The following is a 22,402-nucleotide window of genomic DNA, read 5'->3' as shown; positions in this document are numbered from 1 at the left end:
GGGCGGCGGCCACCGCCGGTGGGACGGGGGCGGCACGCCCGTGGTGGGGCCGTCCCGTAGGAACGGTCACCACCGATTCTGCCTCAGTGGCGGTCGAAGCAACCGGGCGGCACGAGCCGCCGACCAGGGCGCATCCGCCCCATGCCGCGCCGCATGGGGCGCGGCAGGTACGGGGGCAGGGCGCGGGCGGTGTGGGGCCGGGGCTCTTCACGCGGGGCGGCGCGCCCACAGTGAGCCGCGCATGGGGCATTCGCATGGGGCGCTGCTGACGGGGCCTGGGCACTCCCCTGAGGCACCGCGCGTGGAGCCGCCCCATGCAGGAAGTGTTGGCGCGCTCCCTGGGGCGGCGCGCACGGAGCGCCGCCCCACCCCGCCCCGCTACTTCTGCAGGTCCACCAGCACCGGAGGCGCGTGTTCGCCGCGTACCGAGGTGACCGACAGCACCGCATGACCGGGCGGGACGGCGTTGGCGAGGTCGGAGGCGGACCATCGTTCGCGCTCGACGGTGCGGACGGTGATCGCCTTGGCCGTGGCCGCCTTGCCCGTGGCCAGTTGGCGGAACATGTGGAACACCTTGCCCGCGGCGCTGTACGCGATGATCTGCCGGTCGGTGACGTCGCGGGTCTCCACCCACTCCTTGCCCCACACCTCGGCGAACCGCGCCCCGTCCCAGGTCGTAACGCCGGCGAACGCCATCCGGCACCCGACCGCGCCGAGCAGCGCGCTACGCAGCGCCTCGGGGACGTCGTCCAGCGCACGGAGCGTCAGCACCACGCCCGCGTTGGCCGCTCGCAGCCGCTGCAGGCCCCGCAGCGCCTCGGCGGTGATGGTGTGCGCCGCCTCGTCCAGGACCAGACAGGCGAAGAGGGAGCGGTCGGTGCGGGCCACCGCGGCCTCGGTGAACTGGGCCAGCACCAGCCGCGCGAGGATCCGTGACGCCTCGGCGTGGCCCCGTTCCGGGAGTTCGACGCGTACCCGCAGCGGCTGGTCGAGGGAGCGCAGCGACACCTGACGGGTGCGCCCCGTGGTGTCGAAGAATCCAGCGAAGGCGGGGCGGTCCAGCAGCGCGATCCGGTCGGCGAGCAGCGCCCCGGTGTCACCCGGACGCTCGGACTGCCGGGCACGGGCATCCAGTTCACGCAGCTGCGCCGTGGCACCGGCGGCTCGCAGGGCCTCACGCAGCTCCGCCACCGGCTCCTGCGCACCGTCGAGGAGTTCGCGCAGCTCCGGCACCGAGGGGAAACGACTGTGGGCGGTCCGGAACGGGCCGAGGAGCTGCCCCAGTGCGGTCGCCGCGCGTCGGCCGTCCGCGCCCTGCTGCCCGGTCGCCAGATCGCCGACCAGCGCCTCGGCGAGAATGCCCGCCGCCTCGTCGGGGTCGGTGGTGCCGCCGTAGAGATCGAGGTCGGTGTCCTGGCCGGGGCGGCCGACGCGGACCACCACGTCGAAGGCGTCATCGGGGCCGAGGTCCGCGCCCACGGGGCCGACGGCGACGACGGCGCACCGCCGGGCGAGCGCTTGGAGGCACATCGACTCGACGACCGGCTTGAGCACCCGGCTGGTCTTGCCGCTGCCCGACGGGCCGACGGCAAGCAGAGAGGTGCCCAACAGGCCCGGATCGAGGGCGAGTCCGGCGCCGCGGTGCTGGTGCGGGTTGCGTTCGTGGTCGGCGGCGACACCGATGCGTACCTGGTGCGCCAGGAGGTCGTGGTGGGCGGTCCGGCGGGACAGATCGCGTGCGCCGGACGGGTGCGCCTCGGCGGCGGCGCCGTGCCGCAGGACGGTGTCGGTGAAGGAGGAGACGCCGCCCGCGCCGCCCCGTGCGGCGCGCCATGCGTGGTCGATGCGGGCGACGTCGACGTCGTTCATCCGCCCCGCGCGGGCCTCGGCGGTGAGCTTGTCGGCGGCGTCGACGGCGCCCGCGGCGCGCAGCTCGGGCCACTGCGCCCGGTCCACGGCCGGTTCGGGCTTCGCCACGGGAGCGCCCTCCCCCATCCGCCGCAGCAGCGGGCCGGCCACCCGGCGGAACAGTTCGGGCCAGCGGCCGAGACGGCCGAAGATCGTGGCGATACCCGCGATCCACACCCCGTAGTAGAAGTTGACGATCCAGACGGCGAAGGTGCCGCTGGTGCGCCAGGAGTCCGGGGTGAGGGCGTAGAGCGGCCACACCCAGTAATTGCCCAGGTAGTTGTTCCACAACAACGACCACAGCAGCCACCCGCACAGGCCCGAGATGACCGCACCGCTGATCAGCTGGCGCAACGGGGCACGGTCGGGGTCGGCGGCCGGGCGGGGGCGGTGGCCGTACGTCCAGATGCCCGGCGCGGCGGCGGGGCGGGGGGTGCGCAGCCAGCGCAGAACCGGGGGTTCGGACGCCGCCTCATGCGGGACGGGCGGCGGGGCCGCGGGAGGCGGCGGGGCGGCCGCCGACGGGGCGACGGGCGGTGCCGCGGGGCGCGGGACGGTGGGTTCGGGTCGGGGTGCTCCGTGCGGTGGCGGCGGAACGGTGTGCGGTGCGTCGTGCGTGCCCTCGGTGTCCATCCGGTGCCCCTCGTCCCCCTTGGACTGTGCCTGCGTCGTTCGTGGACCGTCCGCTTCGGCGACGGCGCGGGTGCGCCGCCGTGCGGTGCGCCGCCGCTCAATCTACTGGCCCCGCGCCGTCGCTATGTCCGGCGCGGACAACGCAACACGCGCACTTCTCCCGAACGGAACATGCCAGACCCGGCCCACCACCCCTAGCCTGCGAGAAAAGACCTTTCGTACGTCCCCTTCCACCCCCAGGAGACTGCCATGACCGAACTGTCCGGAGGCCCCGCCCTCCCCCAGGAGCGTCGCGTCGTCACCGCGATCCCCGGCCCCAAGTCGCAGGCGCTGTGGGAGCGTAAGCAGGCCACCGTGGCGGGTGGCGTCGGTGCGGTGCTGCCCGTCTTCATCCAGCGCGCCGGCGGCGGCGTCCTGGAGGACGTCGACGGCAACTCCCTCATCGACTTCGGCTCCGGCATCGCCGTGACGTCGGTCGGCAACAGCGCCGAGGCCGTGGTGCGCCGCGCCACCGCGCAGCTCGCGGACTTCACCCACACCTGCGCCATGGTCACGCCGTACGAGCCGTACGTCGAGGTGTGTGAGCAGCTCGCGGAGCTGACGCCGGGCGACCACGCGAAGAAGTCCGCGCTGTTCAACTCGGGCGCGGAGGCGGTGGAGAACGCGGTGAAGGTCGCCCGCGCCTACACCAAGCGCCAGGCAGTTGTCGTGTTCGACCACGGTTACCACGGCCGTACGAACCTCACGATGGCGCTGACCGCGAAGAACATGCCGTACAAGCACGGTTTCGGCCCGTTCGCGCCCGAGGTCTACCGGGTGCCGCTGGCCTACCCGTACCGCTGGCTGACCGGCCCGGAGAACTGTGCGCAGGAGGCCGCCGAGCAGGCCATCTCACAGATCACCAAGCAGATCGGCGCGGAGAACGTCGCGGCGATCATCATCGAGCCGGTGCTCGGTGAGGGCGGCTTCATCGAGCCGGCGAAGGGCTTCCTGCCCGCCATCGCGAACTTCGCGAAGGAGAACGGCATCGTCTTCGTCGCCGACGAGATCCAGTCCGGCTTCTGCCGCACGGGGCAGTGGTTCGCGTGCGAGGACGAGAACATCGTCCCGGACCTGATCACCACCGCCAAGGGCATCGCCGGCGGTCTGCCGCTGGCCGCGGTCACCGGCCGCGCCGAGATGATGGACGCGGCGCACGCGGGCGGCCTCGGCGGCACGTACGGCGGCAACCCGGTGGCGTGCGCGGCGGCGCTGGGCTCCATCGAGACCATGCGTGAGCTGGACCTGAACGCCAAGGCCCGCCGGATCGGCGAGATCATGAAGGCGCGCCTGGGCACGATGGCGGAGAAGTTCGACATCATCGGCGAGGTCCGCGGACGTGGCGCGATGATCGCGATCGAGCTGGTCAAGTCCGGTTCGAAGGAGCCGAACGCCGAGGCCACCGCCGCGCTCGCGAAGGCGTGCCACCAGGAGGGCCTGCTGGTCCTGACCACCGGTACGTACAGCAACGTGGTCCGCTTCCTGCCGCCGCTGGTCATCGGCGAGGACCTGCTCAACGAGGGTCTGGACATCCTCGAGACGGCGCTCGCTGCGCTCTGAGCCGGACGCGGACGGGGCGGCATGGGGCCGCTTACGGGGGCGTCGGCCTGGACTCGACAGCCCGTCGGGGCCCCGGTTCCCATCGGCCGCCGGACTCGCTCCGTCGCCCCGGGCGCACCGGTACGGATTGCGTCCGGCGGCAGCGTCGCCCCGCCCCACACCTACGGCGCCCCGGCCCGGGGCGCGGCACGGACCACGTCCCGGGCCGGGGTGTGTGGGGCCCGTGCCTGGGCCCCATGCGCGGGGACGGGGCCTGCGCATGGGGTGTCCCGTGCAGGTGAGAGGGGCGGCAGCGTGAAGAAGATGTGCGGGGGCAATGGCGGCCGGGTGATCCGCCTGTCGGGCGCGTTCCGGGTGCCGTACGGTTTCTGCAGATGAGAGATACACCCCGCTCGCAGGGGACTGCGAGCGACACCTGGTCGGCGCTTCACCGGCTCCGACCAGGCCGTGCCCTCGCGCACAACTCCGGGGCCTCCGGCTCCGGGAATCCTCACCGATCGGACGGCCGCCCGCCCCAGACCCCCCGGGGCGGGCGGTACCCCGATCCGCGCGGCCGCCTCGGAATCATCCCCCCTGTTCCGAGGCGGCCGTTTTCTCTGCCCGGACACGGCGGCCCCACCACCGGGCGCCCTCGGTACCGGTACACCGCCCAGGCCCTGTTCTGCCTGCTGGTGTTCGCGCTGCTCACCTGGCAGGTGGCCGCGCACGGTGCGCTGCGGACGCTGGACGAACGGTGCGGCCTCGCGCTCAGCGGCAGCGCCGTCCCGGCACCAGTCGCGCAGTTCTTCGCCGATCTCGGCAGCACCACCGTCGCGCTGCCGGTACTTCTGGCGGCGGTCGCCGGGACACTTTGGCGCTCCGTACGAGCCTCGCGGCACGCATGGGGCGCCGAACGGGGCGGGGGCACCGGCCCGCATGGGGCGCGGGGCAGGGTGGAGAGCCCGTGCCGGTCGCCGCGGGGCGGGGAGACACCGGTGGATGGGCCGGAGGCGGGACGCGCAGGGTATGTCGGCTCCGTACGGTGCGCTTCTGGGTGGCCCGGCCCCGTGCGGGTGCGGCGGTGGCTGCCGTCGCTCGCCGCGCTCTGCACGATGGTCCTCGTACCGGCGGTGGTCGTTCCCGCGAAGGTCTGGATCGGGCGGCCGGGGCCGCCGCGCATGGCGGGGGCGCACCCTGACGGGTTCTATCCCTCCGGTCACGCCGCCACCGCCGCGGTCGCGTACGGCCTCGTGGCGTTGTTGCTCCTGCACGGCCGACGGCGGTCCGGCCGCACCGTGCGCGGGCGTGGTGCGGCGGCCCTCTCCGTATCCGTCGTCCTGGTGAACGTGGGTGTCGGCGTGGGGCTGGTACGGCAGGGCTACCACTGGCCGATGGACGTGGTGGCGAGCTGGTGCCTGTCCGGGGTGTTGCTGACGCTCTGGTCCGCGGTCTGCGCCCGCTGGTACGGGGCCGGGTCCACGGGTGGCTCTGACCCGCATCGCGCCTCATGCGCTGCCCCGGTGTGAGGCGCCGCGGCCCCATGCGCCGCACATCGGGCCCCATGCCCCGTGCCCGGGCGCCACGCCCCATGCCCAGCCGCATGCCCCATAGCGGGATGCCCCAGGCGCACATGCCCCCGGTACCGACCGCCCCATGCGCACGCTGCGCGCCGTACGGGCCGTGCACGCCACGGAGGGGCGCGTAACCGTGGGGAGCGGCCGCACCGCAGGTGCGGCGCGCTGCATGGTGCGGTGCGCGCCGTGCCCCGTCCGGCGGCCGTTCCCGTCAGGCGTCGCGGGCGAGTACCGCTGCCGCTTCGTGCAGGGCGAGTTCGAGGAGACCGGGGTCGTTGAGCGTGCCCCGGCCATCCGGAGGAACGATCCAGCGGACGCCTCCGGTGGCCCGGCCCGGGTACGGGACGACGATCCAGGTGCCCTTGCCCGCGCCCCGTATCCCGGTGCCCAGCCAGCGCGTGGCGGTGCCCGGCGGGACGAAGAAGCCCATGCGGGAGTCTCCGAAATCGGACAGGACGGGGCCGGGCCGGGGCGTCACCCATGTCAGGACGTCGAGGGTGGGGTAGCCGAGTTTCCCGTCGACGATCAGCACGTCCCACCGCTTGCCGGCCGGAAGGAGAGCCACCCCCAACGGGCTGCGTTCCCATGCCCACCGGCAGGCGTCGGGATCGGTCGCCGCCGATACCAGCCAGTCCACTGCGTGCTTCGCCCCTGCGGCGTTCATGTCATTCCTCGCTCTCCCGGCCCGTTCGGACAGGTCCACGGGGAGAGGGTGCGGAGGCGGCATCCTTACACGGGTCGGCGGAGCAATTTTTCCGCCGGTGTGTGCAGCCGGAAATATCGCGTCGCAAGGCGACGACGCGCATGGTCACGACGGAGCGTCAGCCGGGGTGCAGCGGGCCGCTCATACAGTGGTGGGTCACCGTACGAGGAGAGGCAGCGCCCCACGTAGCCGCCGTTCCAGCATGGGGCCGCTGCATGGGGCGCGGGCCCCATGCAGCAGGCCCCACGCAGCAGGCCCCACGCAACGCGCCCCATACACCGCCTCCGCCACCCTCAGCTGTCGAACCCCAACCCCGCCGTGTCCATCGCCTTCAGCCACAGGTTGCGGCGGCCCTCGCGGGCGTCGGCGCGGGTCATCGACCACTGGGTGATCCCGATCCCGGCCCAGCGCAGCGGTTCGGGCGGGAACGGCAGGGGCTTGCTGCGGACCATCTCCAGCTCGGTGCGTTCGGTGCGCTCGCCGGAGAGGAGGTCGAGCATCACCTCGGCGCCGAAGCGGGTGGCGCCCACGCCGAGGCCGGTGTAGCCCGCGGCGTACGCGACGCGTCCCTTGTGTGCGGTGCCGAAGAAGGCGGAGAAGCGGGAGCAGGTGTCGATGGCGCCGCCCCATGCGTGGCTGAAGCGGAGCCCTTCCAGCTGGGGGAAGCACTGGAAGAAGTGCCGGGCGAGCTTGGCGTAGGTGGCGGGATGGTGGTCGTACTCGGCGCGTACGCCGCCGCCGTAGCGGTAGACGATGTCGTAGCCGCCCCACAGGATGCGGTGGTCGGCGGTGAGGCGGAAGTAGTGGAAGTGGTTGTTGCTGTCGGAGAGACCCTGGCGGCCGCGCCAGCCGATGGCGGCGCGCTGCTCCTCGGTGAGCGGTTCGGTCATCAGCACGTGGTCGTAGACCGGGACGATGTACGGGCGGACACGTCGCACCAGGGACGGGAACGCATTGGTGCCGAGCGCGACCTGGCGCGCGAAGACGCGGCCGTAGGGGGTACGGACGGCCATGGCGCCGCGGTACGGGGCGAGGGCCGTGGCGCGGGTGTGTTCGTGGAAGCGGACGCCGAGGTCGCGGCAGGCGCGTTTCAGGCCCCATGCGAGGCGCGCCGGGTTCAGCATGGCGACGCCATCGCGGTCCCACAGACCGGCGTGGAAGGTCGGTGAGTCGACTTCGGCGCGCAGGGCGTCCCGGTCGAGGAAGGTGTACCGGTCACTGTGACCGAGGCGGGCGGCGTCCTCGGCCGCCTCCTGGAGTTCGGCGATCTGGTGGGGCCGGGTGGCGATGTCGATCTCACCGGTGCGTTCGAAGGCGCAGTCGATGCCGTGGCGGGTGACGGTGTCCTCGATGGCGTCGAGGTTGCGCAGGCCGAGTTCTTCGAGGCGGGCGAGTTCGCCGGGCCAGCGGGCGAGGCCGTTGCCGAGACCGTGGGTGAGGGAGGCGGCGCAGAAGCCGCCGTTGCGTCCGGAGGCGGCCCAGCCGGTTTCGGCACCCTCGATGAGCAGGACGTCCCGGTGCGGGTCGCGTTCCTTGGCGAGCAGCGCGGTCCACAGTCCGGAGTAGCCGCCGCCGACGACGAGCAGATCGCAGTGGGTGTCGCCGGTGAGGGCGGGCAGCGCGGCGGGGCGGTCGGGGTCGTCGAGCCAGAACGGGGCGGGGGTGGCGTCCGCGAGGGCGGACGGGGCGTTCATGGCAGCTCGTGCCATGGTTCTCAGCTCCTCTTTCTGCGGGTGCCGGCCAGTTGGCCGACGACGACGCACACGACGGCGATGAGGAACATCGCCGTACCGATGACATTGATCTGAACGGGCGTGCCCCGCTGCGCCGATCCCCAGACGAACATGGGGAAGGTCACGGTGGAGCCGGCGTTGAAGTTGGTGATGATGAAGTCGTCGAAGGAGAGCGCGAAGGAGAGCAGCGCGCCCGCGGCGATGCCGGGGGCGGCGATCGGCAGCGTCACCCGCAGGAAGGTCTGTACGGGGGTGGCGTAGAGGTCCTGGGCGGCCTGTTCGAGGCGCGGGTCCATGCTCATCACGCGGGCTTTGACGGCGGTGACGACGAAGCTCAGGCAGAACATGATGTGGGCGATGAGGATCGTCCAGAAACCGAACGGGATGCCCATGTTGAGGAAGAGGGTGGCCAGCGACGCGGCCATGACGACCTCGGGCATCGCCATCGGCAGGAAGATCAGGGTGTTGACGGTGGAGCGGGCGCGGAAGCGGTAGCGGGCCAGCGCGAAGGCGATCATGGTGCCGAGGGCGGTGGCGCCGAGCGTGGCCCAGACGGCTATCCGCAGACTGAGTCCCAGGGAGCCGCAGAGGTCGGCGACGCCGCACGGGTCGGTCCAGGCGTCGGTCGAGAAGCGCTGCCACTGGTAGTTGAAGCGGCCGTTGGGCTTGTTGAACGAGAAGATCAGGACGATGACGTTGGGCAGGACCAGATAGACCAGCGTGCACAGTCCGGCGAGGGTGACGAGGTGGCGGCGGAGCCTGCCGGGGCGCCGCATGGTGCGGGCGCGTGGGGCGGCGTCGGTGGTCTCGTGGACGGTCATCAGACCAGGTCCTCCGTCCCGGACTTGCGGATGTAGAAGGTGACCATGGCGAGGATCGCCGCCATGAGGAGGAACGAGAGCGCGGCGGCGGTGGGGTAGTCCAGGACGCGCAGGAACTGCGACTGGATGACGTTGCCGATCATCTTCTGGTCGGTGGAGCCGAGGAGTTCGGCGTTGATGTAGTCGCCGGTGGCGGGGATGAAGGTCAGCAGGGTGCCGGCGACGACGCCGGGCATGGACAGCGGGAACGTCACGCGGCGGAAGGTGGCGGCGGGGCGCGCGTAGAGGTCGCCGGCGGCCTCGTGCAGCCGTGGGTCGATGCGTTCCAGCGAGGTGTAGAGCGGCAGGACCATGAACGGCAGGAAGTTGTAGGTGAGGCCGCAGACCACGGCGAGCGGGGTGGCGAGGACCCGGTGGCCGTCGGTGAGGCCCAGCCAGCTGGTGACGTCCAGGACGTGGAGCGCGTTCAGGGCGCCCACCACAGGGCCGCCGTCGGCGAGGATCGTCTTCCAGGCGAGGGTGCGGATCAGGAAGCTGGTGAAGAACGGGGCGATGACGAGGATCATCACCAGGTTGCGCCACCGTCCGGCCTTGAAGGCGATGAGGTAGGCGAGCGGGTAGCCGAGCAGCAGGCACAGCCCCGTCGCGGTGGCGGCGTAGAGCACGGAGCGGACGAACTGCGGCCAGTACTGGACGAGCGCGTCCCCGTACGTGGCGACATGCCAGGTGACGCGGAAGCCGTCCTCCAGGGAGCCGGTCTGCAGGGACGTCGACGCCTGGTAGACGAGCGGCGCGGCGAAGAAGACGACGAGCCAGGCGATGCCGGGCAGCAGCAGCCAGTACGGGACGAGCCGTTTGCGCAGCGGCGGCGTGCGGACCTCGGGCGGCGCGGCCTCGGGGGCGGGCGCGGGGGCCTCGGTGACGGTGCTCACGCGGCCTCCTCGTCGGCGTCGGCCCCGGCGCTGATGTCCTGGGCGGCGTCGAGACCGAAGGTGTGCGCGCCGCTCCAGTGCGCGACGACGTCGGCGCCGGGCACGAGGCGGCCGTCGCGGGCGATGTTCTGCTCGTAGACGGCGAGTTCGCCAACGCCGGGGACATCGAGGAGGTACTGCGTGGAGACGCCGATGAACGCGGCGTCCTTGATGCGGCCGGACAGCCGGTTGTGGGCCTCGGGGACGGTGTCGTCGGGGTGGGCCAGGGCCATTTTCTCGGGGCGGACCCCAGCGAGCAGCTTGTCCCCCGTGCGGGCGGTGCCGGGGCAGCGGCGGGCCGGAGCGCGGAGCGCGCGGCTGGCGGCGCGCAGCAGCAGATCGTCGCCGTCGGCGCCGGTGACCTCGGCTTCGATGAGGTTGGAGGTGCCCAGGAAGTTGGCGACGAAGGTGGTGGCGGGGTTCTCGTAGAGGTCGGCGGGGGCGCCGAGTTGTTCGACGCGGCCGCCGTTCATCACGGCGACGGTGTCGGCCATCGTCATGGCCTCTTCCTGGTCGTGTGTGACGTGCACGAACGTGATGCCGACCTCGGTCTGGATGCGTTTGAGTTCGAGCTGCATCTGACGGCGGAGTTTGAGGTCGAGGGCGCCGAGCGGTTCGTCGAGGAGCAGCACCTGGGGGTGGTTGATCAGGGCGCGGGCGACCGCGACGCGCTGCTGCTGGCCGCCGGAGAGCTGCTGCGGTTTGCGGCGCGCCATGGGGCCGAGCTGGACGAGGTCGAGCATCTCCTCGACCTGCTTCTTCACGGACTTGATGCCGCGGCGGCGCAGGCCGAACGCGACGTTCTCGTAGATGTCGAGGTGGGGGAAGAGCGCGTAGTTCTGGAAGACGGTGTTGACGTGGCGCTTGTAGGGCGGCAGGGCGGTGACGTCCGCGCCGGAGAGCTCGACGGTGCCGGTGGTGGGGTCCTCCAGACCGGCGATCATCCGCAGGGTGGTGGTCTTGCCGCAGCCCGACGCGCCGAGGAGCGCGAAGAAGGAGCCTGCGGGGACGGTGAGGTCGAGCGGGTGGACGGCGGTGAAGGAGCCGTACGTCTTGCTGATCCGGCGCAGGCGGACGTCGCCGCCGCTGCCGCGCTGGGGGCTTGCGGTCTTCGTCATGTCGGTCGTCCCGTGTCTCGGAGGTCGAAGCGGCGCATGGGGCGGGGGCGTGGGGCAGGGGCGTGGGGCCGTGGGGGGGCTGGGAGGGGCAATGCATGGGGCGCGGCGCCTCGGGCCCCGCGCATGGGGCCCGGCGCATGGGGCCCGGCGCATGAGGCGCGGCGGGGCGTCCCGTTCAGGAGCCGGTGAGGTCGGAGAACTTCTGTGCGTACTCCTTGCTCTCCTCGGCGCTGAGCGCACGGAAGGCGTGGGACCGCGCGGCCATGTCCGGGCCGGGAAGGATTAGCGGATTGTCCGCCAGCCCCTTGTCGATCTTCGCGAGTTCGTCGCGGACGCCGTCGACGGGGCAGGTGTAGTTGATGTACGCGGCGAGCCGGGCGGCGGCCTTGGGTTCGTAGTAGTAGTCGATGAGGCGTTCCGCGTTCCGCTTGTGGCGCGCCCCGTTCGGGACCATCAAGTTGTCGGACGAGATCATGTACCCGGCCTTGGGGACGGCGTAGGCGATGTCCGGGTTGTCCTGCTGGAGCTGGACGATGTCACCGGCCCAGGCGATGCAGGCGGCGAGGTCGCCCTTGTCGAGGTCGTTGGTGTAGTCGTTGCCGGTGAAGCGGCGGATCTGTCCCGCGTCGACGCCCTTACGGATCCGGGCCAGGGCCGCGTCGTACGCGTCGGCGGTGACGTCCTCGGGGCGTTTGCCCATGTCGAGGAGGGTCAGCCCGACGCTGTCGCGCATCTCGGAGAGGAAGCCGACGCGTCCCTTGAGGCGCGGGTCGTCCAGCAGTTGGCTGACGGAGTCGACGGTGCGGCCGCCGGTGGCCTTCTTGTTGTACGCGATGAGCGCGGGGATGCCCTGCCAGGGGTAGGAGTGGGCGCGACCGGGGTCCCAGGCGGGGCGGCGGAACTGCTCGGCGAGGTGGGCCGTGGCGTGCGGGAGGTGGGCGTGGTCGAGCCGCTGGACCCAGCCCAGGGAGATCATCCGGGCGCACAGCCAGTCGGTGAGCACGATCAGGTCGCGGCCGGTGTCCTGGCCCGCCACGAGCTGGGCCTGGATCTTGCCGAAGAACTCGTCGTTGTCGTTGATGTCCTCGGTGTACCTGACGGTGATGCCGGTGCGGCGGGTGAACGCCTCCAGGGTGGGCCGGTGCTTGCCGTCGTCGCTGACATCCATGTACTCGGTCCAGTTGGAGAAGGCGAGACGTTTCTCCTCGGCCGAGTGGTCGGGCGTCCGCGCCGCGTCGGTACGGCCGGCGGGCGGGATGCCGCACGCGGACAGGGCGAACGAGCCACCGAGCGCGGTGGCGGCGAGTGCGCTCGCGCGCAGCATGGAGCGGCGGGTCATGGCGAGACGGCCGTCGCGCATGCTGCGGCGCACCGCGGCGACCTCGGGCGGGGAGAGCGGGGCGGGCTGTTGCTCGTGGTGCTCCATGCGCGGATGGCCCTTTCCGGGTGGACCGGCATGGTGCCGGTGCTGACGTTGCCGCGCGGCGCTGGCGGCCGGGGGGATGGGCGTGGCGCCGGGGCGTCACGCGGAGGGGTTCTTTGCGGGGGTGGGGCGGTTGTGCGGGGGCGAGGGCTCGGCGCGCGGTGGCGGGTGCGCGCCGGGGGGCGGTTGGTGCCGGGCGGGGCCGCGGGGCGGTTACGCGATGGGCACGGGGCCGTGCGACGGGGGGCCGGAGGCTGCGTGTCGCGGCCTGTGCCGCCCCCTGCGCGGGGCACGGGGCGGCCCGCACGGGGCGGCGGGGCCGCCGGGGGCGACTCGGAGCGCACGGGGCGGTACAGGTTCACGCGCATGGGGCGCCGGGATCCCCACCGGTGCCACGGCCACGCCGGTACAGCGGGGCCGCGCACGGGGCGCCGGGCCACGGTGCCGAAGCCACCCCGCATGGCGCGCCTCGGTCCGGCCCCGGGACGAGATACGTAGACACGCCTCATGGGCCAGCCCCGCGGACGGCCGCATGGCGCACCGCCCCCTGCAGCTCGCGCCACGCAAGACGCCCCGCGCTGCACGTCCCACGGCGCACGCCCCGTGTCGCGCGCCCCCGGCGGGTTACGTCCGGTCCCCGAAAACGGTCCGGTGCCAGTCCTTCCTCGCCGTCCCGGTGATGTCGTACATGACGTGCTTGACCTGGGTGTACTCGTCGAAGGAGTAGGCGGACATGTCCTTGCCGTAGCCGGACGCCTTGGCGCCGCCGTGCGGCATCTCGCTGATGATCGGGATGTGGTCGTTGACCCAGACACAACCGGCCTTGATCTCGCGGGTGGCGCGCCCGGTGCGGTAGACGTCCCGGCTCCATGCGGAGGCGGCGAGGCCGTACGGGGTGTCGTTGGCGAGTGCGATGCCCTCGTCGTCACTGTCGAAGGGCAGCACCACCAGCACCGGGCCGAAGATCTCCGACTGCACGATCTCGCTGTCCTGGGGTGCGTCGGTGATCAGGGTGGGCCGGTAATACGCACCGTTCGCCAGGGCGCCTTGGGGCGCCTCGCCACCGGTGACGACGGTGGCGTAGGCGCGGGCCCGGTCGACGAAACCGGCGACGCGGTCCCGCTGGGCGTGCGAGATCAGCGGGCCGAGGTCGGTGGAGCGGTCGAAGGGGTCGCCGAGCCGCACGGTCGCCATGAGGTCGGCGACTCCGGCCACGAACGCGTCGTACAGGGGCCGTTGGACGTACGCCCGGGTCGCCGCGGTGCAGTCCTGGCCCGAGTTGATCAGCGCACCGGCCACCGCCCCGTGCACGGCCGCCTCCAGGTCCGCGTCGTCGAAGACCACGAACGGGGCCTTGCCGCCCAGTTCGAGGTGGAGGCGTTTGACGGTGGCCGTGGCGACCTCGGCGACGCGCTTGCCGACGGCGGTCGAGCCGGTGAAGGACGTCATCGCGACGTCGGGGTGGCCGACGAGGTGTTCACCGGCGTCCCGCCCCGCGCCGGAGACGATGTTCAGGGCCCCGTCCGGCAGCCCCGCGCGGGTCGCGGCCTGCGCGAACATCAGGGACGTCAGCGGGGTGATCTCGGCGGGCTTGAGCACGATGGTGTTCCCGGCGGCGAGCGCGGGCAACACCTTCCACGCCGCCATCTGGAGCGGGTAGTTCCAGGGAGCGATGGAGCCGACGACGCCAACGGCCTCACGCCGCACGGCGGAGGTGTGGTCCGCGCTGTACTCCGCAGCGGCCTTGCCCTCCAAGTGGCGGGCGGCCCCGGCGAAGAACGCCGCGTTGTCGACGGAGCCCGGTACGTCGAACTCCTCGCTGAGCTTGAGGGGCTTTCCACAGTTCAGCGACTCGGCGAAGGCGAGGTCGGCGGAGTCCTCGGCGAGCGCCGCGGCGAAACGGTGCAGCGTGCCGGAGCGCTCCCCCGGGGTGGCGCCGCTCCACGCGGGGAAGGCGCGCCGCGCGGCGTCGACCGCGGCGTCCACGTCGCCGGTACCGGCCAGCGCGTAGGTGTGGATCTGCTCACCGGTCGCGGGGTCCACCACGGCCTGGGTGCGGCCCGATCTGCCGCCCCGGAGCCGTCCGTCGATGAATTGCGCACCCTCGGCAAACCGCTCGGACACATCGAATCGCTGATCCATGGTGCTCTCCTGAGCCGGTCCAGAGCCGTTCCACGGCGCGACCGGGCGTAGCTCATTGCGGAAATGATGGCCGATCCTGGCAGAGCACCTGGTGGCCAACAAGGGATTCCGTAGTTTCCTTTTGGTTACGCAACGAATTCTGCGAATTCCGTGGGGTGGGTGCCCGACACGTTGTCAGTGCCCGCTGACAGAATCCCGGCATGATGCACGACGCGACGGGGACCGCACGAGCCGACGCCACCGAACTGCCCCTCTCACTGCCCGCGCTGCGCGAGGCGGTGGCCGCGGGGCGGCGTTTCCGGTACGTCCACTTCTGGGGCCACGCCCCGCGCCGGGACGGCACGCTCGGGCCGAGCTGCCTCAGTCAGTGGTGGCCCGCACCGTTCACCGTCGACGGCGTCACGTACGCGACCGCGGAGCACTGGATGATGGCGGGCAAGGCCCGGCTGTTCGGCGATACCGAGGCGGAGCGGCGGGCCGTCGAGGCGTGCCACCCACGGGAGGCGAAGGCCGCGGGGCGCGCGGTGCGCGGCTTCGACGACGCGCGGTGGCAGGAGCACCGCTTCGAGCTGGTCGTCGAGGGCAGCATGCACAAATTCGGCAGCGACCCTGCCCTGGGGGACTTCTTGCGGGCCACCCGCCACCGCGTCCTGGTGGAGGCCAGCCCGCTGGACCGCATATGGGGCATCGGCCTGGCCGCCGATGACGAGCGGGCCGAGGACCCGGCTCGTTGGCGGGGCCCCAACCTCCTCGGCTTCGCCCTCATGGAGGCCCGCCGGAGGCTTGACGGGCCGGGGGCGGCGTAACGCACAGCTCCTCGTACCGAGCGGTGTCACGCGCTCCCGACGTGTCCTGCCACAGGGACCTCGGACAGACGGGGCGCGACCTCGAAGGTGTCGGTGGTGCCGGGCTGCTGCCGGTGGCCGCCACCCCCGCCCCCGTTCCCTCCTCCCCGTCTCCACCGGGGCCGGGGCCTCCCAGGGCGAGGACCGCGACGGTCAGGGCGCTGAGGAGCAGGGCGGCGCAGCCCAGCAGGGCACCGGCCAGCGCAGTCCTGCCGTTCGTGGCCTCGCCCCGGGCGCTGCGGGCCCTGCCGAGCGCCCCCAGAAGGATGGCGAGCGCGCCGAAGAGGACGCCGATGACGAGCGTGACGCCGAGCAGCACCCCAACGGCATCGGTGATCAGTGCGACGGTGCCGTAGCCGTTGCGCGGCCGGGAGCACGCCCATGGCCGCCCGCAGCCCGCGCCTCAGCCTCGGCCTGGGGAGCCGTCGGGCATCCGCACCCAGTGGTACGGCTCCGGCGACAGCGACACGGTCGGCGGCGGCGCGCACCCACCCGACGGAACGGGCGGAGCGGAAGCGGCAAAGGCGAAGAAGCGACGGGGCGGCGTCCCCTGGTGCGCTCCGGGATGGGCAGTCGCCGGGCACGGCCCCGGATACGGGCCCCATGCCGGGGGACGGGGCGGACGTGGTGGTCGCGGCGGGGCCCCATGGAAGCGTCGGCTCGGGTTCCTCGCGCTTTTCGGTCATGGCACTCCCCCTTCCTGGAGGTCCTGTCATCGCAAGACCGGCCCTCGGACGGCGCCCTGGTGCCGCATACGATGACGAGCGTCTCCGCACACCGCTGCGCCACTGTCCAGGAGGAACGTTGTCCGATCTCGATGCCTTCATCGCGGGCCTGCCCAAGGCGGAGCTGCATGTCCACCACGTCGGATCGGCCTCCCCCCGGATCGTCGCGGAACTCGCTGCCCGGCATCCGGATTCCGCGGTCCCCACCGACCCCGAGGCGCTGGCCGATTTCTTCACCTTCCGCGACTTCGCGCACTTCATCCAGGTCTACCTCTCCGTCGTGGACCTCATCCGTGACGCGGCAGACGTCCGGCTGCTGACGTACGAGGTCGCGCGCGACATGGCACGGCAGAACATCCGGTACGCGGAACTGACCGTCACCCCGTTCAGCTCGACCAGCCGCGGGATCCCGGACGCCGCGTTCGTCGAGGCGATCGAGGACGCCCGCAAGGCCGCGGAGGCAGAGCTGGGCGTGGTGCTGCGCTGGTGCTTCGACATTCCCGGCGAGGCGGGCCTGGCGGCGGCCGAGGAGACGACGCGGATCGCCTGCGAGCTGCAGCCCGAGGGGCTGGTGTCGTTCGGGCTCGGCGGGCCCGAAGTCGGCGTGCCGCGGGGGCAGTTCACACCGTACTTCAACCGCGCCATCGCGGCGGGGCTGCACTCCGTCCCGCATGCCGGGGAGACCACGGGGCCGCAGACCATCTGGGACGCGCTGCACGAGCTGCGCGCCGAACGCGTCGGGCACGGCACCAGCGCTGTGCAGGACCCGAAGCTGCTGGCCCATCTCGCCGAGCACGCCATCCCGTTGGAGGTCTGCCCCACCTCCAACATCGCGACCCGCGCGGTGCGCACACTGAACGAGCACCCGATCAAGGAGATGGCCGAAGCGGGCCTGCTGCTCACGGTCAACAGCGACGACCCGCCCATGTTCGGCACCGACCTCAACACCGAATACGGCGTGGCCGCACGGCTGTTGGGCCTGGACACGGACGGCGTCGCGGCGCTGGCGAAGAACGCGGTGACGGCATCCTTCATGGACGCCCCGTCCAAGGCCCGCCTGGCCGCCGAGATCGACGCCTACACGGCGGCGCAGCGCGCATGACGCGAGGTGGGCTCCCGCCGCATGGGGCGGGAACCCACCCGGCAGACGGACGGGGCCCGGGCGCCGCACCGCATGGGGCGCCGCACCGTGCCCGCATACGGGGCTCCGCGTCACCCCCTGCGCGCGCCGTCCCGCCCTGCGTACGGCATGGGGCGGCGCCCCGTCCTCGTTCAGCGGCAGCCCCGAGGCGGCGCCCCGTTGACGCACCGCCCCATGCGCTCGCCCGCCCCCGCGCTCACAACCCCACGATCGCGTTCCACTCCCCCGCGAGGGCCGGGCGTTCCGCCGCCGTGATGTCGCGGGCGGTGGCGAGGCGCTGGCGCAGGGCGGCGTCGGGGAAGATCAGTGGGTCCTCGGCGAGGGCGGCGCGCTCCTTGTCCTTGGAGGCGGCCAGGACCTCGCGGGCGGCCGGTACGGGGCAGACATAGTTGACCCAGGCAGCCAGGTCGGCGGCGACGTCAGGCCGGTAGTAGTGGTCGATGAGCCGCTCGGCGTTGCGCTTGTGGGCCGCCAGGTTGGGGATCATCATGCTCTCCGCCCACAGTTCGCCGCCCTCTTCGGGCACCACGAAGGCGATGTCCGGGTTGTCGGCCTTCAGCTGGATGACGTCGCCGGAATACGCCTGGGCGGCGAGCACGTCCCCGGAGTCGAGGTCCTTGATGTAGTCGTTGCCGGTGAACCGGCGGATGTGGCCCCGTGCGACAAGCCGACGCAGCCGGTCGGCCATCCGGTGGAAGTCGTCGGGCCGCCAGCGGGTGATGTCGACGCCCTCGCCCTGCAACAGCAGCGCGAACGCCTCGTCGATACCGGAGAACAGGCTGACCCGGCCACGGAGGTCGTCGTGCCACAGGTCGGAGACGCTCCGGATCTCGCGGCCGAGTCTGCGGCGGTTGTAGGCGATGCCGGTGATGCCCGACTGCCAGGGCACGCTGTGCCTGCGGGCGGGGTCGAACGACGGGGACGCGAGCTGCGGGTCGAGGTTGCGGGCGACATGCGGCTGCGCCGTGCGGTCCATTTCCTGGACCCAGCCGAGGCGGACGTAGCGCGCACACATCCAGTCGCTGATGACGACCAGGTCGCGGCCGGTGGGCTGGTGGTTCATCAGCGCGGGGCTGATCTTGCCGAAGAACTCGTCGTTGTCGTTGATCTCCTCGGTGTACGTGACGGAGATCCCGGTCCGCCGCCGGAACGCATCGAGGGTGGGTCGACGCTGCTTGTCGTGGTCGTCGACGTCGATGTACAGCGGCCAGTTGGCGAAGAGGAGACGGCGGTCGGCCGCCGAACGGTCGGGGGCCGCACGTTCGGCGGCCCGGACGTAGGCGGGCGGCACACCGCATCCGGCGAGTCCGGCCAGCGCCGCCGCCGTACCGATTCCGAACGTGCCCCGAAGCAGCGAACGCCGCGTGAGTTCCGACATGGCGTGCACTTTCACGCCTCACGGACGGCGGCGGCAAGCCGACAGAACGTCAACTGCCGGAACTCCACCCGCGACGGTCTGCCGGGCGAAGGCCCGCATGGGGCACCACGCATGAGGCGCAGGGCACGGGACAGGGCGTGGGGCGCAGGGCACCTCGCCCCACGCCCCGCCCCCTCACCCGTCCAGCGACGTCATCACGTGCTTCACGCGCGTGTAGTCGTCGAAGCCGTACGCGGAGAGGTCCTTGCCGTAGCCGGACTTCTTGAAGCCGCCGTGGGGCATCTCGGCGACGAGCGGGATGTGGGTGTTGATCCACACGCAGCCGAAGTCGAGGGCCTTGGACAGCCGCATGGCGCGGGCATGGTCCTTGGTCCACACCGAGGAGGCGAGGGCGTACTCGACGCCGTTGGCCCACTCCAGGGCCTGCTCCTCGTCGCGGAACGACTGGACGGTGATGACGGGGCCGAAGACCTCGTGCTGGACGATCTCGTCGTCCTGCTTGAGGCCGGAGACGACGGTCGGGGCGAAGAAGTAGCCCTTCTCGCCGACCTGTTCGCCGCCCGCCTCGATCTTGGCGTGGGCGGGAAGCCGCTCGATGAAGCCCTTGACCTGCTTGAGCTGGTTGGCGTTGTTCAGCGGTCCGTAGAGCACGTCCTCGTCGTCGACCGCGCCGGTCTTCGTCTCCGAGGCGGCCTTGGCCAGCGCGGCGACGAACTCGTCGTGGATGGACTCCTGGACGAGCACGCGGGTCGCGGCCGTACAGTCCTGACCGGCGTTGAAGTACCCGGCGACGGCGATGTCCTCGACGGCCTTGGCGATGTCGGTGTCCTCGAAGACCACGACCGGGGCCTTGCCGCCCAGCTCCAGGTGGACGCGCTTGAGGTCCTTGGACGCGGACTCGGCGACCTGCATGCCGGCGCGCACGGAGCCGGTGATGGAGGCCATCGCGGGCACCGGGTGCTCGACCATCAGGCGGCCGGTCTCCCGGTCACCGCAGACGACGTTGAACACACCGCGGGAGTGGCCCAGTTCGTCCAGCACGCCGCCGATGATCTCGCCGATCAGGACGGTCGACGCGGGGGTGGTGTCGGAGGGCTTGATGACGACGGTGTTGCCCGCGGCCAGGGCCGGGGCGAACTTCCACACGGCCATCATCATCGGGTAGTTCCACGGCGCGACCTGGGCGCAGACGCCGATCGGCTCGCGGCGGATGATGGACGTGAAGCCTTCCATGTACTCGCCGGCCGAGCGTCCTTCCAGCATCCGGGCGGCACCCGCGAAGAAGCGGATCTGGTCCACCATCGGCGGGATTTCCTCGGAGCGGACGAGGCCGACCGGCTTGCCGCAGTTCTCGGACTCGGCGGCGATCAGCTCCTCTGCGCGCTCCTCGAAGCGGTCGGCGATCTTGAGGAGGACCTTCTGGCGCTCGGCGGGGATCAGGTCGCGCCAGGCGGGGAAGGCGGCCTCGGCCGCGGCCATCGCCGCGTCCACGTCGGCGGCTCCGGAGAGCGGCGCGGTGGCGTACGGCTCGCCCGTGGCCGGGTTGACCACCTCCGTGGTCCGCCCGTCGGCGGCGTCCCGGAACTCCCCGTCGATGTAGTTGCGCAGACGACGCAGTGCGGTGGTCACTGTGCGCCCCCTTCAATCAGATGTCCGGTGGTTGAGACACCCACCCTAGCCATGAAGCTGACGCTTTCAACACACCCGCCACTCCCAAACAACGGAATCAGTGAAAATTAGATCGCTATCCAACTGATTTCATCGCTCACGGGTTGCGAGACCGACGAGGCTCGTGCACAGTGTGGGGCGTGGCCCCCCGCAACAGTCACGACAGACGTGACCGCACCCCGTCGATCGACTCCGTCTCCCTGGCGATCATCGAGCAGCTCCAGGAGGACGGGCGCCGTCCGTACGCCGCGATCGGCAAGGCCGTCGGCCTGTCCGAGGCAGCCGTACGCCAGCGCGTACAGAAACTGCTCGACCACGGCGTGATGCAGATCGTTGCCGTCACCGACCCCCTCACGGTCGGCTTGCGGCGGCAGGCAATGGTCGGCATCAACGTCGAGGGTGACCTCGATCCCGTGGCCGATGCCCTGACCGCCATGGAGGAGGTCGAGTACGTCGTCATGACGGCGGGCTCCTTCGATCTGCTGATCGAGATCGTCTGCGAGGACGACGACCACCTGCTGGAAATGATCAACAAGCGCATCCGCACGCTGCCCGGCGTCCGGACGACCGAGAGCTTCGTGTACCTGAAGCTCCGGAAGCAGACCTACACCTGGGGAACGAGATAGCAATGAGCGCCGACCTCTCCAAGACGGCGTACGACCACCTGTGGATGCACTTCACCCGCATGTCGTCGTACGAGAACGCCCCCGTGCCGACGATCGTGCGCGGCGAGGGCACCAACATCTACGACGACAAGGGCAAGCGCTACATCGACGGCCTTGCCGGCCTCTTCGTGGTCAACGCCGGTCACGGACGGGTGGAGCTGGCCGAGGCCGCCGCCAAGCAGGCGCAGGAGCTGGCCTTCTTCCCGGTGTGGTCCTACGCCCATCCCAAGGCCGTCGAGCTGGCCGAGCGGCTGGCCGACTACGCCCCCGGCGACCTCAACAAGGTCTTCTTCACCACGGGCGGCGGTGAGGCGGTCGAGACCGCCTGGAAGCTCGCCAAGCAGTACTTCAAGCTCACCGGCAAGCCGATGAAGCACAAGGTGATCTCCCGCGCGGTGGCCTACCACGGCACCCCGCAGGGCGCCCTGTCCATCACCGGCCTCCCGGCCCTGAAGGCGCCCTTCGAGCCGCTGGTCCCCGGCGCGCACAAGGTCCCCAACACCAACATCTACCGCGCGCCGATCCACGGCGACGACCCCGAGGCGTTCGGCCGCTGGGCCGCCGACCAGATCGAGCAGCAGATCCTCTTCGAGGGCCCCGAGACCGTCGCCGCCGTCTTCCTGGAGCCGGTGCAGAACGCCGGTGGCTGCTTCCCGCCGCCCCCCGGCTACTTCCAGCGCGTCCGAGAGATCTGCGACCAGTACGACGTGCTGCTCGTCTCCGACGAGGTCATCTGCGCGTTCGGCCGCCTGGGCACGATGTTCGCGTGCGACAAGTTCGGCTACGTCCCGGACATGATCACCTGCGCCAAGGGCATGACCTCGGGTTACTCCCCGATCGGCGCCTGCATCATCTCCGACCGCCTGGCCGAGCCGTTCTACCAGGGCGACAACACCTTCCTGCACGGCTACACCTTCGGCGGTCACCCGGTCTCGTCCGCCGTGGCGCTCTCCAACTTCGACATCTTCGAGCGCGAGGGCCTGAACAAGCACGTCCTGGAGAACGAGGGCAACTTCCTCTCCACCCTCCAGAAGCTCCACGACCTGCCGATAGTCGGCGACATCCGCGGCAACGGCTTCTTCTACGGCATCGAGCTGGTCAAGGACAAGCACACGAAGGAATCCTTCAACGAAGAGGAGACCGAGCGCGTCCTGTACGGCTTCCTCTCCAAGGCGCTGTACGACAACGGTCTGTACTGCCGCGCCGACGACCGCGGTGACCCGGTCATCCAGCTCGCGCCGCCGCTCATCGCCGACCAGTCGGTCTTCGACGAGATCGAGCAGATCCTGCGCACCGTCCTCACGGAGGCGTGGACCAAGCTCTGATCCCCCGCGCCGTTCCGGTCCGCTCCGGTCCGACGCCGAGCAGGAGCTTGC

Annotated in this window: 16 protein-coding genes; 6 read left to right on the top strand and 10 right to left on the bottom strand. The window is 71.5% G+C overall.

From position 1 onward, the window contains the following. Window positions 1-378: 378 nt before the first annotated feature. A complete protein-coding gene (locus OG422_RS23180) occupies window positions 379-2,541 on the bottom strand; it encodes an ATP-binding protein (RefSeq protein WP_405745079.1) in 2,163 nt (720 codons plus the stop codon). Window positions 2,542-2,790: 249 nt separating this feature from the next. Between OG422_RS23180 and gabT the strand changes: the two genes are divergently transcribed. Further along, window positions 2,791-4,140, top strand: a complete 1,350-nt coding sequence (gene gabT / locus OG422_RS23175) for a 4-aminobutyrate--2-oxoglutarate transaminase (protein WP_143944762.1) — start codon at window positions 2,791-2,793, stop codon at window positions 4,138-4,140. A 671-nt stretch (window positions 4,141-4,811) separates the two neighbouring features. Beyond that, window positions 4,812-5,645 carry a phosphatase PAP2 family protein gene (locus OG422_RS23170; protein WP_405745076.1) on the top strand — a complete coding sequence of 278 codons (834 nt, stop codon included), beginning with the start codon at window positions 4,812-4,814 and terminating at the stop codon, window positions 5,643-5,645. A 259-nt stretch (window positions 5,646-5,904) separates the two neighbouring features. On the opposite strand, the gene OG422_RS23165 is transcribed toward OG422_RS23170, so the two are convergent. From OG422_RS23165 to OG422_RS23135, 7 genes are all read right to left on the bottom strand, one after another. Next, window positions 5,905-6,357, bottom strand: a complete 453-nt coding sequence (locus OG422_RS23165; protein ID WP_405745073.1) for a bifunctional DNA primase/polymerase — start codon at window positions 6,355-6,357, stop codon at window positions 5,905-5,907. Between the two features lie 332 nt (window positions 6,358-6,689). After that, window positions 6,690-8,105, bottom strand: a complete 1,416-nt coding sequence (locus OG422_RS23160) for an NAD(P)/FAD-dependent oxidoreductase (protein ID WP_405745071.1) — start codon at window positions 8,103-8,105, stop codon at window positions 6,690-6,692. A gap of 5 nt (window positions 8,106-8,110) precedes the next feature. After that, the gene (locus tag OG422_RS23155) at window positions 8,111-8,950 is read right to left on the bottom strand and encodes an ABC transporter permease (RefSeq protein ID WP_405745068.1); all 840 of its coding nucleotides are present in this window, start codon (window positions 8,948-8,950) and stop codon (window positions 8,111-8,113) included. Continuing rightward, entirely contained in the window at window positions 8,950-9,882 is a 933-nt protein-coding gene (locus tag OG422_RS23150; RefSeq protein WP_143945449.1) for an ABC transporter permease, read from the bottom strand. Before OG422_RS23150 ends, OG422_RS23155 begins: the two co-directional genes overlap by 1 nt. Continuing rightward, complete coding sequence (locus OG422_RS23145; protein ID WP_405745065.1) at window positions 9,879-11,039, bottom strand: ABC transporter ATP-binding protein; 1,161 nt, start codon at window positions 11,037-11,039, stop codon at window positions 9,879-9,881. Before OG422_RS23145 ends, OG422_RS23150 begins: the two co-directional genes overlap by 4 nt. 175 nt (window positions 11,040-11,214) lie before the next feature. Next, window positions 11,215-12,465 carry an extracellular solute-binding protein gene (locus tag OG422_RS23140; protein ID WP_405745062.1) on the bottom strand — a complete coding sequence of 417 codons (1,251 nt, stop codon included), beginning with the start codon at window positions 12,463-12,465 and terminating at the stop codon, window positions 11,215-11,217. 621 nt (window positions 12,466-13,086) lie between these two features. Continuing rightward, complete coding sequence (locus OG422_RS23135; protein ID WP_405745059.1) at window positions 13,087-14,604, bottom strand: gamma-aminobutyraldehyde dehydrogenase; 1,518 nt, start codon at window positions 14,602-14,604, stop codon at window positions 13,087-13,089. A gap of 200 nt (window positions 14,605-14,804) precedes the next feature. On the opposite strand from OG422_RS23135, the gene OG422_RS23130 reads away from it, so the two are divergent. Both OG422_RS23130 and OG422_RS23125 read left to right on the top strand, forming a co-directional pair. Next, window positions 14,805-15,410, top strand: coding sequence for an NADAR family protein (locus OG422_RS23130; protein WP_405745056.1), 606 nt, complete (start codon window positions 14,805-14,807; stop codon window positions 15,408-15,410). 723 nt (window positions 15,411-16,133) lie between these two features. Next, window positions 16,134-17,276 (top strand): adenosine deaminase, encoded by a 1,143-nt coding sequence (locus OG422_RS23125; RefSeq protein ID WP_405745053.1) that lies wholly within the window; start codon window positions 16,134-16,136, stop codon window positions 17,274-17,276. 235 nt (window positions 17,277-17,511) lie between these two features. Here the strand turns inward: OG422_RS23125 and OG422_RS23120 are convergent, their stop codons facing one another. Further along, a complete protein-coding gene (locus OG422_RS23120) occupies window positions 17,512-18,693 on the bottom strand; it encodes a spermidine/putrescine ABC transporter substrate-binding protein (protein WP_405745051.1) in 1,182 nt (393 codons plus the stop codon). Window positions 18,694-18,867: 174 nt separating this feature from the next. Continuing rightward, a complete protein-coding gene (locus OG422_RS23115) occupies window positions 18,868-20,322 on the bottom strand; it encodes a gamma-aminobutyraldehyde dehydrogenase (protein ID WP_143942889.1) in 1,455 nt (484 codons plus the stop codon). A gap of 179 nt (window positions 20,323-20,501) precedes the next feature. Here OG422_RS23115 and OG422_RS23110 point away from each other — a divergent pair, with 179 nt between their 5' ends. Together OG422_RS23110 and OG422_RS23105 are read left to right on the top strand one after the other, a co-directional pair. Further along, the gene (locus OG422_RS23110) at window positions 20,502-20,987 is read left to right on the top strand and encodes an Lrp/AsnC family transcriptional regulator (RefSeq protein ID WP_251076745.1); all 486 of its coding nucleotides are present in this window, start codon (window positions 20,502-20,504) and stop codon (window positions 20,985-20,987) included. A gap of 2 nt (window positions 20,988-20,989) precedes the next feature. Beyond that, window positions 20,990-22,351: an aspartate aminotransferase family protein gene (locus tag OG422_RS23105; RefSeq protein ID WP_143942887.1), complete on the top strand. Its 1,362-nt coding sequence runs from the start codon at window positions 20,990-20,992 to the stop codon at window positions 22,349-22,351. Window positions 22,352-22,402: the final 51 nt, after the last annotated feature.

Source organism: Streptomyces sp. NBC_01525 (assembly GCF_045040405.1).
Taxonomy (GTDB): domain Bacteria; phylum Actinomycetota; class Actinomycetes; order Streptomycetales; family Streptomycetaceae; genus Streptomyces; species Streptomyces benahoarensis.
This window is presented reverse-complemented; position numbering and strand designations above follow the sequence as displayed.